This is a genomic window from Plesiomonas sp. ISS29 (assembly GCF_056522795.1).
Window position 1 is genome coordinate 1,184,914 of the sequence record NZ_JAWRZQ010000001.1, and the last position, 12,545, is coordinate 1,197,458.

Annotated in this window: 12 protein-coding genes; all 12 read left to right on the forward strand. The window is 47.5% G+C overall.

Annotation, left to right across the window (positions count from 1 at the left end):
* Nucleotide 1 precedes the first annotated feature (1 nt).
* The 12 genes from fdx to der all read left to right on the forward strand — a co-directional run bounded on the left by fdx (nucleotide 2) and on the right by der (nucleotide 12,528).
* Entirely contained in the window at nucleotides 2–340 is a 339-nt protein-coding gene (gene fdx / locus AC1HDJ_RS05295) for an ISC system 2Fe-2S type ferredoxin (protein ID WP_438623606.1), read from the forward strand.
* A gap of 27 nt (nucleotides 341–367) precedes the next feature.
* The gene (gene iscX / locus AC1HDJ_RS05300) at nucleotides 368–568 is read left to right on the forward strand and encodes a Fe-S cluster assembly protein IscX (RefSeq protein WP_479533959.1); all 201 of its coding nucleotides are present in this window, start codon (nucleotides 368–370) and stop codon (nucleotides 566–568) included.
* A 392-nt stretch (nucleotides 569–960) separates the two neighbouring features.
* Nucleotides 961–2,277: an aminopeptidase PepB gene (gene pepB / locus AC1HDJ_RS05305; RefSeq protein WP_479533961.1), complete on the forward strand. Its 1,317-nt coding sequence runs from the start codon at nucleotides 961–963 to the stop codon at nucleotides 2,275–2,277.
* A 334-nt stretch (nucleotides 2,278–2,611) separates the two neighbouring features.
* A complete protein-coding gene (gene ndk / locus AC1HDJ_RS05310) occupies nucleotides 2,612–3,037 on the forward strand; it encodes a nucleoside-diphosphate kinase (protein WP_479533963.1) in 426 nt (141 codons plus the stop codon).
* Nucleotides 3,038–3,279: 242 nt separating this feature from the next.
* Nucleotides 3,280–4,401 carry a dual-specificity RNA methyltransferase RlmN gene (rlmN, locus tag AC1HDJ_RS05315; RefSeq protein ID WP_438623602.1) on the forward strand — a complete coding sequence of 374 codons (1,122 nt, stop codon included), beginning with the start codon at nucleotides 3,280–3,282 and terminating at the stop codon, nucleotides 4,399–4,401.
* 54 nt (nucleotides 4,402–4,455) lie between these two features.
* Nucleotides 4,456–5,211, forward strand: coding sequence for a type IV pilus biogenesis/stability protein PilW (pilW, locus tag AC1HDJ_RS05320; protein ID WP_479533965.1), 756 nt, complete (start codon nucleotides 4,456–4,458; stop codon nucleotides 5,209–5,211).
* Nucleotides 5,201–6,253, forward strand: a complete 1,053-nt coding sequence (rodZ, locus tag AC1HDJ_RS05325; protein WP_479533967.1) for a cytoskeleton protein RodZ — start codon at nucleotides 5,201–5,203, stop codon at nucleotides 6,251–6,253. The genes pilW and rodZ overlap by 11 nt, the downstream gene beginning before the upstream one ends.
* Before the next feature lie 9 nt (nucleotides 6,254–6,262).
* Nucleotides 6,263–7,381: a flavodoxin-dependent (E)-4-hydroxy-3-methylbut-2-enyl-diphosphate synthase gene (ispG, locus tag AC1HDJ_RS05330; RefSeq protein WP_479533969.1), complete on the forward strand. Its 1,119-nt coding sequence runs from the start codon at nucleotides 6,263–6,265 to the stop codon at nucleotides 7,379–7,381.
* Nucleotides 7,382–7,795: 414 nt separating this feature from the next.
* Entirely contained in the window at nucleotides 7,796–9,067 is a 1,272-nt protein-coding gene (gene hisS, locus AC1HDJ_RS05335; RefSeq protein WP_438623598.1) for a histidine--tRNA ligase, read from the forward strand.
* Between the two features lie 37 nt (nucleotides 9,068–9,104).
* Complete coding sequence (locus AC1HDJ_RS05340) at nucleotides 9,105–9,728, forward strand: YfgM family protein (protein WP_479533971.1); 624 nt, start codon at nucleotides 9,105–9,107, stop codon at nucleotides 9,726–9,728.
* Between the two features lie 25 nt (nucleotides 9,729–9,753).
* Nucleotides 9,754–10,938 (forward strand): outer membrane protein assembly factor BamB, encoded by a 1,185-nt coding sequence (gene bamB, locus AC1HDJ_RS05345; protein ID WP_479533973.1) that lies wholly within the window; start codon nucleotides 9,754–9,756, stop codon nucleotides 10,936–10,938.
* An 84-nt stretch (nucleotides 10,939–11,022) separates the two neighbouring features.
* Nucleotides 11,023–12,528, forward strand: coding sequence for a ribosome biogenesis GTPase Der (der, locus tag AC1HDJ_RS05350; RefSeq protein ID WP_479533975.1), 1,506 nt, complete (start codon nucleotides 11,023–11,025; stop codon nucleotides 12,526–12,528).
* Nucleotides 12,529–12,545 lie beyond the last annotated feature (17 nt).

The following is a 12,545-nucleotide window of genomic DNA, read 5'->3' on the forward strand; positions in this document are numbered from 1 at the left end:
TATGCCAAAAATTGTATTTTTACCTAACCAGTCACTCTGCCCAGATGGCATGGTGGTTGATGCCGCAGCCGGCGAAACCATTCTTGACGTTGCACTGCGCAACGGCATTGAGATTGAACATGCCTGTGAAAAATCCTGCGCCTGTACTACTTGTCATTGTGTGGTGCGCGAAGGGTTTGATTCACTGGCTGAAAGTGATGAGTTAGAAGATGACATGCTGGATAAAGCATGGGGTCTTGAACCAGAAAGCCGCTTAAGCTGTCAGGCTCGGGTGGCCGATGAAGATTTGGTGGTAGATATTCCACGCTATACCGTTAACCATGCGCGCGAGCATAACTGAGTCACCGTACAGAACAGGGAGTGTTAAATGCAACTAACATGGAGTGACAGCAGAGAGATCGCACTGGCATTGCTTGATATCTATCCAGATACCGATCCAAAAACGGTGCGTTTTACTGACTTACACCGCTGGATCTGCGAGATCGATAGTTTCAATGATGATCCGCAGCGATCAAACGAGGCTATCCTCGAAGCCATCTTGCTATGTTGGATGGATGAAGCCGATTGAGCCTTCGTTTTGCTTTATCAGCCGCTCGGTTTTCCGAGCGGTTTTTTTTATCCCTCAAATCTATTTTTTGCTTGTATATGGCCGAGTATGCGGTGTTTTTGAGAGTGAAAAATAACGTCATGTTGTAAATGTACTGCTGTGTATCCTAACAATAGCGTTTTTTTGGTTATGTCAGGTTGCAAAAGAGTGCCGCATTGATTAGCGAATTATGCTAACAATAAACAGTATGTCATAGGCTCTGTGTTGTGAATAACTGCCGTATCATACCGCACGTATTATCACTTAAGATCGGGTAATACGGTTTCTACACAGAGGCTGATAACCAATTATGCTGTGCTGATTTCTTAACGTATCAGTATGAATGTAAACATGTATCTAGCTAAGGATGACCCATGTCTGATGTAATGTCTGTCTTTTTATCGTATGAGCCGGCTGCCCGTTGCTGGGGTGATAAAGCCCTGATCAGCATGAGTGATCATGGGGTAAACATTCACTTAAACGGTGATCAGCAACATGATACGGTACAGCGCGCCGCCCGTAAATTAGACGCTCAGGGTATTCGCAACGTTGCCTTGCAGGGGGATAACTGGTCGAGTGAGTATTGCTGGGCGTTTCATCAGGGTTTTCGTGCCAGTAAAGGCGAGCGCAAGGTCACATTTCCCGATTTACCGGCCGAACAACTGCATGAGCTGAGCGCACGAATTACCTGTGCAGATTGGGTACGCGATACCATTAATTTGTCAGCCGAAGAGTTAGGCCCTCAGCAACTGGCATCACGTGCGGGCAGTTTTTTGAAAAGCTTGGGTGGTGAGCATGTCACTTTTAAAGTGATTACCGGCTCAGATTTGCGTGAGCAAGGCTACAGTGGGATCTACACGGTTGGCCGCGGCTCTGATCGCATTCCTGCCATGCTACAGCTTGATTTTAACCCAACAGGGCTGGCTGATGCGCCGGTGATGGCCTGTTTGGTGGGCAAGGGGATCACCTTTGACTCTGGTGGTTACAGCTTAAAACAAAGCAGTTTTATGGATTCAATGAAATCTGACATGGGCGGTGCGGCATTGGCTGCCGGCGCATTAGGTCTGGCGATTACCCGTGGCCTGAAGCAGCGGGTGAAACTGTATTTGTGTTGTGCCGAGAATATGGTCAGCGGCAATGCTTACAAGCTGGGCGATATTATTCGCTACCGTAATGGAAAAACTGTTGAGATTTTAAATACTGATGCAGAAGGACGCTTGGTGCTGGCCGACGGCCTGCTTGATGCGGATAAGCAAAACGCCGGGCTGATTATTGACTGTGCAACATTAACCGGTGCGGCAAAAGCGGCATTGGGTAATGAGTACCATGCGCTATTCAGCTTTGATGATGCCCTTAGCCAGCAGATGTTGGTTTCTGCCGAAGAAGAGAATGAGGCATTCTGGCGATTGCCATTGGCTGAGTTTCACCGCCAGCAATTGCCATCTAACTTTGCTGATTTGTGCAATATTTCAACGGCTGCTTATACCGCTGGCGCAAGTACCGCAGCAGGCTTTTTATCGCATTTTCTGACCGACTATAAGCATAACTGGCTGCACCTTGACTGTTCGGCAACCTACCGCAAATCAGCCAATGATCTTTGGTCGGTTGGTGCAACCGGTATTGGTGTGCGATCTCTGGCAAATTTGCTGTTAAAACGAGCTGCACAGACAAGCGCGGCAGCAACAGAGTAAGCAATATAAACAGCAATTGTAGAAGGTAAAAGCATACCATAGCGCGAAGCCTCTCTTCTTTGCTGAGCTGACTTCTTTAGCAATGACAAATAGCGTCTGCGGTAAATACGTAGACTCTATTTATTTGATTGTTTGTCATGAAATTGATTGTTTGAGTTAAATTAATGTTTGTATAATGTAGCGCGCTAGGGGTTAATGCTGGCAAGAGCAGTGCTGCCTGAAATTGAGATAAACCTAATTATCAGATTACTCTGCTTGTTTCAGTACATTATGCTGCGTATTGTATATATTCCGATAATAACGATGATCGATTTTAAGATAGGACATCACACTCATGGCACGCGAACAGACTTTCTCTATTATTAAACCCGATGCTGTAGCTAAGAACCTGATTGGCGCTATTTATGCCCGTTTTGAAGCTGCGGGCTTAAAAATTGTGGCAGCAAAAATGGTGCATTTAACATCACAACAAGCGGCCGGTTTTTATGCAGAGCATGAAGGAAAGCCGTTTTACGATGATCTGGTTGCCTTTATGACTTCAGGCCCTATCATGGTGCAGGTGCTAGAAGGCGAAGATGCTGTGCGCCGTCACCGTGAAATTATGGGGGCAACCAACCCAGAACAGGCACAAGCTGGTACATTGCGTGCAAATTATGCCGAAAGCATGAGCCGTAATGCCGTACACGGTTCTGATGCCACAGCATCAGCGGCCCGTGAAATTGCTTATTTCTTTGCGGAAAGTGAAGTTTTCACCCGTTAAGATTATTACCAGTGATTATTGGAAAACCAGTAATTATTAGAAAATAAGAGCAGATCAGCACAATTCGCTGATATTAGAAACAAAACTGAGGGAGCGTGATAACGTTCCCTTTTTTGTTTTAACACTTTTTAGCATCTCAGTGGAAAGCCTACCCTAAACTTTGTACAATGCCGCGCCTTTGCTGCTTGCAAAGCGTCGTTGTTTTTCCTTTCAACGCCATAACGTGTAATAACGAGGCTACCATGTCCAACACCAAAATTAACCTTCTTGATCTGAACCGCGAAGCCATGCGTGCTTTTTTTGCTGAAATGGGCGAAAAACCGTTCCGTGCTGATCAGGTCATGAAATGGATCTACCACTTTGGCTGCGATGATTTCGACGCCATGACCAATATCAATAAGGTGTTGCGCGGTAAGCTGAAAGAGAAAGCAGAGATTCGTGCGCCAGAAATTGTTGAAGAGCAGCGCTCTTCTGATGGTACGATCAAATGGGCACTGTTAGTCGGTGATCAGCGTGTTGAAACGGTCTATATTCCTGAAAATGATCGTGCAACCTTGTGTGTTTCATCACAGGTAGGTTGTGCACTTGAGTGTACATTCTGTTCAACGGCTCAGCAGGGGTTTAACCGTAACCTGAAAGTGTCCGAGATTATCGGTCAAGTATGGCGTGCGGCAAAAACAGTGGGGCCTGTGGCTCATCACAGTGGTCAGCGCCCAATCACCAACGTGGTGATGATGGGAATGGGTGAGCCTTTATTGAACTTTAATAACGTGATTCCTGCGATGGAGATCATGTTAGATGATTTCGGATTTGGTCTGTCAAAGCGTCGTGTTACCCTGTCAACATCGGGTGTGGTTCCGGCATTAGACAAGTTGGGTGATGTGATTGATGTGGCACTGGCCATTTCACTGCACGCCCCGACTGATGATGTGCGTGATGAAATTGTACCTATCAACCGTAAGTACAATATTGAAACATTCTTAGCCTCTGTGCGCGGTTACTTGGCAAAATCCAATGCTAATCAAGGTCGAGTCACCGTTGAATATGTGATGCTTGATCATGTCAACGACAGCACCGATCAGGCGCATCAACTTGCAGAGTGCTTGAAAGACACACCGTGTAAGATTAACCTCATCCCATGGAATCCGTTCCCGGGTGCGCCATATGGCCGAAGCTCTAATAGCCGTATCGACCGTTTTTCTAAGGTCCTGATGGAGTATGGTTTGACGGTTATTGTACGTAAAACGCGGGGCGATGATATTGATGCCGCGTGTGGTCAGTTAGCGGGTGAGGTCATTGACCGTACTAAACGAGTGTTGAAAAAACAATCGCTTGGTGAACCTATTGCAGTGAAATCTGTCTGATTGTCAGACGCTGTATTTTCTGTTTGTATAGTAGCAAGGTAGCGATAATAAAGCATGAAGCTGAAGCCTATATTACATGCAGCGCTTTTTTCTGTTTTTCTGTCGGGGTGTGTTAGCTCAGTTGCTGATAAAGATCCCATTAATGCCACTGATGCGGCGCAAGCGCGCATCAATTTAGGTTTAGGGTATTTGAATCAGGGTGAGATGGTACTGGCCCGACAGAATTTAGAGCGTGCGCTGAGTTTTTCGCCCGATGATTATCGGGTACATATGGCAATGGCTTACTATCACCAGCGCGTGGGTGAAGTCAAAAATGCCGAACTTGATTACGTCAAAGCTCTGCGCCTATCCCCAAAAAATGGCGATATACTGAATAATTACGGTGCTTTTTTGTGTACGCAAGGGAAGTATTCGCAAGCGGAAGAGCAGTTTAATGCAGCACTGAGCGTACCGAATTACTACCGAACGGCAGACAGCCTAGAGAATTTAGGCTTGTGTGCCATGCGTGCCGGTAATCAGCAAAAAGCCGAAGATTATCTTGTTCGTGCACTCAAACATGAGCCAGTAAAAGGCACTCGCCTGATGTTATTAGCAGAAAATGAGCTAAAATCAGGTAGACGTGCACAAGCTGAGTTTATGCTTGCTACCTATGATCGCGTATTGCCAGTTACCGCTGATAGCTTATGGATGCATATCCGTGTAGCGAAAGCACAAGGTTCGTTTAATCTTGTGAATCAGTACGGTCAGCAATTGGCTCGCGAGTTCCCTCAATCTCAACGCTACCAGCAGTTTTTAGCCAATGAATACTGAAGTCCAACATGATGAAACTGCGCTGACACCCGGTCAGCGTTTACGCCAGGCGCGTGAACAACTCGGTTATTCTCAGGCACAAGTGGCAGAGCGTTTATGTTTGAAACACTCGGTTGTGCGTGCACTGGAAGAGGATAATTTAACCTCTGATTTAGCCCCGACATTTATTCGTGGCTATGTGCGCTCGTATGCGCGCTTGGTCAACTTGCCCGAAAAAGAGATGGTTGCAGCGATTAATGCTGTCTTACCGGCAGAGCCAACGCCACATGTTTCGATGCAGAGTTTTTCCAGTAAGAAAGAGCGTCGTAGCCATGATAATCGGTTAATGCTGTTTACATGGGTTCTGTTGTTTGTGGTGATCAGCCTGACCGGTTTGTGGTGGTGGCAAAATTATCAGGTACAACAAGCCGATGTTGATAAAATGACCAGCACCTTACCGATTGAAACGCAGCTTTCCGGTAATACAGAGAGCAGTGCGGATAATAGCAGTACGGGCAGTGACAGCACGGCTAACTCTGCGGTAACCACCGAACCCGCCGTCTCTGCAGACTCGGCAACAACAGCAGCGGGAACAACTGTAGGTTCATCTGCCGTTGGTACAGTCGTTGAGACAACTGGTACAACTGCATCGGTCACGAATACGGCAGGTGTCGCCACAAATACCACTATCGCAGTTGCAGCGGCACAACCGGTGCGTTTAGATATTAATGGCCAGCCGGTTTCACTGCCAGCAGCCACTGATGGCACAGCCTCCGCGCTGACTGAAACAGCGCCTACTGCAACAGAAACGGCAGTAACGGGGTTACAACTTCGTTTTACCGGTGATTGCTGGTTAGAGATTAAAGATGCAACCGGTAAGAAACTGACCAGTGGTCTACAAAAGCAGGGTGCAACGCTAACCTTGTCAGGAACAGAGCCTTATCGTCTCACGATTGGTGCTCCAGCATCGGTTAGCCTTGATTATAACGGCAAGCCTGTTGATCTGCGCCGTTATGCCGTCAGTGGTCGTGTTGCTCGTTTTAGCTTGCCCTTAACGGAGTGATAGCGCGTTATGCATAAGGAATCACCAATTAAGCGTCGCCACTCCCGACAAATTTTCGTCGGGAATGTGCCTGTAGGCGGTAATGCACCTATCACTGTGCAGTCGATGACCAATACTCGTACTACTGATGTTGATGCAACAGTGGCACAGATTCAGGCGCTCGAGCGGGTGGGGGCTGATATTGTTCGCGTCTCAGTGCCTACGATGGATGCAGCCGAAGCCTTTAAGCTTATCAAGCAGCAAGTCAGCGTTCCGCTGGTGGCAGATATTCACTTTGATTACCGTATCGCCCTGAAAGTGGCCGAGTACGGTGTTGATTGTTTGCGTATTAATCCGGGCAATATCGGGCGCGAAGATCGTATTCGTGCCGTTGTTGACTGCGCTCGGGATAAAAACATCCCCATTCGTATCGGTGTGAATGCGGGCTCTTTAGAAAAAGATATACAGGAAAAATACGGTGAGCCGACACCGGCAGCACTGGTTGAGTCAGCGTTGCGTCATGTTGAAATTCTTGACCGCCTCAATTTTGATGCTTTCAAAGTCAGTGTAAAAGCCTCTGATGTTTTCCTCGCCGTACAGGCTTATCGCTTGCTGGCTGCGCAAATTGAACAGCCGCTACATTTGGGGATCACCGAAGCCGGTGGTGCTCGCAGTGGCTCAGTAAAATCGGCTATCGGGTTAGGCATGTTACTGGCTGAAGGTATTGGTGATACCCTGCGCGTATCATTGGCTGCCGATCCGATTGAAGAGATCAAGGTGGGCTTTGATATCCTCAAATCGTTGCGGATACGTTCCCGTGGCATCAATTTTATTGCCTGTCCAACCTGTTCGCGCCAAGAGTTTGATGTTATCAGTACCGTTAATGCGTTGGAACAACGCCTAGAAGATCTGATTACACCTATAGATGTTTCAATTATTGGCTGTGTGGTCAATGGCCCCGGCGAAGCCTTGGTGTCTGATATTGGCGTTACTGGTGGCAGCAATAAAAGTGGGTTTTATGAAGGCGGTATCCGCCAGAAGTTCCGGTTTGATAATGATAACTTAGTCGATGAACTGGAAGCGAAAATTCGCGCCAAAGCCGCAATGATTGATGAGCGTAACCGTATTGATATTAATCAGATTGATTAATCTGCCCAGCGCTTGATAACACACCGTACATACTGCCTTATCATCAAGATTTAGCGGTATGTGCTTTCAGCGATAAAGAGAATAAGCGGCACAAAAAATCAGTAAGATAGATAACCCCTGATTTTATAAGGTTAAAGAGCTGCATAGCTCAGTTGCCGTGTGATATTGAGTTCACTTGTAACACTTGTGAAGGTCATGATGATTGAATCAATTCAGGTAAACTTACTATAATTCTTGCGACGTATAATTTTAACAATTTCACGCGCTTGGTCGCAGGCAACCGTGGTGGAAAATTTTCACCAGTAAAGAACACCAGTAGCACACTTAGCAACGTAAAATTGCTGATAGCCAAAGCCTTACACTGGTGGGATACGATCGCAAGCCAAGCGCGGGAACACGAAGAAGAGAACTAACGTGGCCAAGCAAATTCAAGCCATCCGTGGGATGAACGACTGTTTACCAACTGACACTCCGGTATGGCAAAAAATTGAAACAACCGTCAAAAGTGTGCTGTCGAGTTATGGCTATAGCGAAATTCGCATGCCGATTGTCGAGATGACCCCACTTTTTTGCCGCGCAATTGGTGAAGTTACCGATGTGGTTGAAAAAGAGATGTACACATTTGAAGATCGCAATGGTGATAGCCTAACTCTGCGCCCTGAGGGCACCGCAAGCTGTGTTCGTGCCGGTATTGAGCATGGCCTGCTGTACAATCAGGAACAGCGCTTGTGGTATATCGGGCCTATGTTCCGCCATGAGCGTCCGCAAAAAGGGCGTTACCGTCAGTTCCATCAGGTAGGTGTGGAAGTGTTTGGTCTGCAAGGGCCTGATATTGATGCCGAGCTGATCATGCTCACCGCCCGCTTGTGGCGTGAGCTGGGTATTGCCGATCACGTGCGTTTAGAGCTGAACTCTATCGGCTCACTGGAGTCGCGTGCCGAATATCGTACAGCACTGATAGCTTTCCTTGAACAGCACACCGAAGTGCTTGATGAAGACTGTAAGCGCCGCATGTATACCAACCCACTGCGGGTGCTTGATACCAAAAATCCGGATATTCAGGCATTACTGGAAGATGCTCCTAAGCTTGCTGATTACCTTGATAGCGAATCCCGTGCGCATTTTGATGGTTTATGTGCGCTGCTTGATGCCGCTGGTATTGCTTATACCTTAAATAACCGTTTGGTACGTGGTCTTGACTACTACAACCGCACCGTATTTGAGTGGATTACCGAAAGCTTAGGTTCACAAGGTACAGTTTGCGGTGGTGGCCGTTACGATGGTCTTGTTGAGCAACTGGGCGGCCATGCAACACCTTCTGTCGGCTTTGCGATGGGATTAGAGCGCTTAGTATTACTGGTTCAGACCGTAAATCAGAATATTGAGGTGCAAAATCCGGTTGATGTCTATGTTGTTTGTGCCGGAGAGGGTACACTCACCGCAGGTATGTGTTTGGCCGAAAATCTGCGTGATTTGCTGCCTGAGCTGCGCATCATGACTCATTGCGGCGGTGGTAACTTCAAAAAGCAATTTAAGCGTGCAGATAAAGTCGGTGCCAAATTTGCCCTCGTACTGGGCGAGAGCGAAGTCGCAAATCAACAGGTTGTGTTAAAGAATTTACACACCTCTGATCAGGAAACTCTGACACAAGATGCTGCGGTAGCGCGTTTAGCGACGCTGTTCTAAGTAACGGCGCTGTTTTAATCAATAAAGGATGGAATCCGTGGACATCTATACCACAGAAGAACAACAACTTGACACATTTCGTCAGTGGTGGAAAGACAATGGCCGAGCTGTGATTATCGGTGCGGTGCTGGGGTTAGGTGGCTTGTATGGCTGGCGTTACTGGCAAAGCCATCAACATGGCAATTTTACCACTATGTCAGCCGAGTATGAGCAGGTTCAGAATGAATTAAACACGGATAACGCTAAAGCGCTGCAAGAAGCACAGACGTTTATCAGTGCTAATCCAGAGACTTCATACGGTGTTTTTGCTGCACTTGATTTGAGTAAAACGCTGATTGAAAAAGGGGATTTTGCCGCGGCTGAAAAGCAACTGTTGTGGGCACAAGCCAATACAAAAGATCAAACCTTGTTGCCAATGGTGACATTGCGTTTAGCCCGTGTACAGTTGCAACTGGGCCAAGCCGATCAGGCATTACAAAGCGTAGATAAAGTCACCGAAGCGGCATGGAAAGGTAAAGCACTTGAGATCCGTGGTGATATTTTACTGAGCAAAGGGGATGTCGCTGGTGCAAAAACAGCGTATACCCAAGCACTGACAGCAGATGCAAACCCGACACTGCAAACCATGTTGCAGATGAAACTTAATGATTTATCCAACTAGTTTGGCAGCTAAAAGAGAGGTTGGCATGGCGAAGCGTTGTCGTCTGCTTGCAGTGAGTCTATTGACTGCAACACTGTTGAGCGGCTGCTCATTATTCAGCGGTGAAGAGGATGTGGTAAAAGTATCACCACTTCCGGTAGTAGAAAATCAGTTTACCGTTCAGAAAGTGTGGGATGCCTCAGTAGGCAGTGGTGTTGGTGATTTCTTCTCGCGCCTGCGCCCGGCCTACCTTGATGGTAAAGTCTACGCAGCATCACGCAGCGGTATTATTGAGGCATTAAATGCCGAAACCGGTAAGCGTGAATGGCGTACCAATGTGGCTGAGAAATCGGGCTTTTTCTCTAGCAGCCCATCAGCAATGTTAGCTGGTGGTGTTACTGCTGCCGATGGCGTTGTGTATGTTGCCAGCGAAAAAGCAGAAGTGTACGCACTCAATGCCGATGACGGTGCTATCAAGTGGGTAGCGAAAGTTGCCGGTGAAGTTCTGTCTAGCCCGGCAGTGGATAACAATGCTGTATTGGTGCACACCACCAACGGTATGTTACAGGCGCTGGATGCTGCAGATGGACACATCCGCTGGACAGCGAATCTGGATATTCCAACGCTCTCTATCCGCGGTGAGTCTAGCCCAGTCACCGCATACGGTGCTGTGCTCGTCGGTGGTGACAGTGGCCGCGTGACCGCTATCATGCTTGAGCAGGGTCAATTGATTTGGCAGCAGCGGATAGCGAAAGCGGGTGGCGCAACGGAAATTGATCGTCTTTCAGACGTTGATGCTACGCCGATTGTCGTAGACAATGTGGTCTATGCATTAGCGTATAATGGTGATCTTTCCGCACTCGATTTACGCTCAGGACAGCAGATCTGGCGTCGTAATTTTGGCTCAGTGAATGATTTCGTGATTGATGGAAACACCTTGTATCTTGTTGATAATACAGGCCGTATTGTCTCTGTAGATATTCGTGGTGGAACCGAGTTGTGGAGTCAAACTGGGTTGCTGCATCGTGGTGTTACTGCGCCGGTTATCTATGAAGGGTATCTGGTTGTCGGTGATAGCGAAGGTTATTTGCACTGGTTAGATTTAGGTGATGGCCGTTTTGTCGCGCAAAATAAAGTAAACAGCAGCGGTCTGTATGCACAGCCTGTTGTTGCTGATAATACTTTGTTAATTCAGACGCGTAATGGCGATGTCGTCGCACTGAAAAAATAAGTGCAGTATTGATATTTGGTTGCTTTACGGCTCCTGATCATCTGGTCAGGAGCCGTTTTATCTGTAAGAAATAAAGAGGTCTCTATGGTTCCTGTCGTCGCTCTAGTAGGACGTCCGAATGTGGGTAAGTCCACTCTGTTCAATCGTCTTACCCGCACGCGGGATGCGTTGGTTGCTGATTTTCCAGGCCTGACCCGAGATCGCAAATATGGACGTGCGGTTTTATCCGGCCATGAGTTTATCGTGATTGATACCGGTGGTATTGATGGAACAGAAGATGGTGTAGAAACCAAAATGGCCGAACAATCGCTGTTGGCGATTGAAGAGGCGGATGTTGTTCTGTTTTTGGTTGATGCCCGTGCAGGGATGACCAGTGCTGATCAAGGGATCGCCCAGCACTTGCGTATGCGTGAAAAACCCACATTCGTGGTGGCGAACAAAGTTGATGGCCTTGATGGTGATGCCCACAGTGCGGAGTTTTATGCACTGGGTTTAGGCAATGTTTACCAAATTGCCGCGGCACATGGCCGTGGAGTGTCAGCTTTGATTGATCAGGCGCTTGCCCCGTTAGCCGATGAGCTAGAAGAGGAGCAAGATACCGATCTGCGTGATGAAGAGAACGAGGGTTGGGCTGAACCAGAAGGTTTAGAGTTTGATGAAAACGGCGATCTGATTGAAACCGATGAGCCGGAAGAAGAGATCAAGCCTGATGATCGCCCAATCAAAATTGCGCTGGTTGGCCGCCCGAATGTCGGTAAATCAACGCTGACTAACCGCATTTTAGGTGAAGACCGTGTGGTGGTGTATGACATGCCGGGGACTACCCGTGACAGTATCTACATCCCGATGGAGCGTGATGGCCGTGAATATGTGGTTATTGATACTGCCGGTGTTCGTCGCCGCGGTAAAGTGACTGAAACGGTTGAAAAATTCTCGGTTATCAAAACACTGCAAGCGATTGAAGATGCGAACGTTGTGCTGTTAGTGCTTGATGCGCGCATGGGTATTTCCGATCAGGATTTGTCTCTGCTCGGTTTTGTGCTGAATGCTGGCCGTTCACTGGTTGTCGTGGTGAATAAGTGGGATGGTCTTGATCAGTCGGTTAAAGATCGTGTCAAAGAAGAGCTTGATCGCCGGATGGATTTCGTTGATTTCGCCCGTATTCACTTTATCTCTGCGTTGCATGGCAGTGGTGTGGGTAATCTGTTTGACTCTATCCAAGAGGCGTATACGTCAGCAACTAAGCGTGTTACAACCTCTTTGCTGACCCGTATCATGCAGATGGCGGTACAAGATCATCAGCCACCAATGGTTAATGGCCGCCGTATTAAGCTGAAATATGCGCATACCGGTGGGCATAATCCGCCAATTATCGTTATCCACGGTAATCAGCTTAAAGATTTGTCTGATTCCTACAAACGTTATTTGATGAACTACTACCGCCGTTCACTGAAGATCATGGGTACGCCAATTCGTATTCAGTTCCAAGAGAGTGAGAACCCGTTTAGTCAGAAACGTAACTTGCTGAGTGTGACTCAGATGCAAAAACGCAAGCGTCTGATGAAATTCATCAAGCAAGGTAAAAAGTAAGATAAATCAAAACGATG

Excerpts from the sequence above, each read along its gene's own strand:
- fdx (WP_438623606.1), top strand. The coding sequence starts at position 2 with ATGCCAAAAATTGTATTTTTACCTAACCAGTCACTCTGCCCAGATGGC.
- iscX (WP_479533959.1), top strand. The coding sequence starts at position 368 with ATGCAACTAACATGGAGTGACAGCAGAGAGATCGCACTGGCATTGCTT.
- pepB (WP_479533961.1), top strand. The coding sequence starts at position 961 with ATGTCTGATGTAATGTCTGTCTTTTTATCGTATGAGCCGGCTGCCCGT.
- ndk (WP_479533963.1), top strand. The coding sequence starts at position 2,612 with ATGGCACGCGAACAGACTTTCTCTATTATTAAACCCGATGCTGTAGCT.
- rlmN (WP_438623602.1), top strand. The coding sequence starts at position 3,280 with ATGTCCAACACCAAAATTAACCTTCTTGATCTGAACCGCGAAGCCATG.
- pilW (WP_479533965.1), top strand. The coding sequence starts at position 4,456 with ATGAAGCTGAAGCCTATATTACATGCAGCGCTTTTTTCTGTTTTTCTG.
- rodZ (WP_479533967.1), top strand. The coding sequence starts at position 5,201 with ATGAATACTGAAGTCCAACATGATGAAACTGCGCTGACACCCGGTCAG.
- ispG (WP_479533969.1), top strand. The coding sequence starts at position 6,263 with ATGCATAAGGAATCACCAATTAAGCGTCGCCACTCCCGACAAATTTTC.
- bamB (WP_479533973.1), top strand. The coding sequence starts at position 9,754 with ATGGCGAAGCGTTGTCGTCTGCTTGCAGTGAGTCTATTGACTGCAACA.
- der (WP_479533975.1), top strand. The coding sequence starts at position 11,023 with ATGGTTCCTGTCGTCGCTCTAGTAGGACGTCCGAATGTGGGTAAGTCC.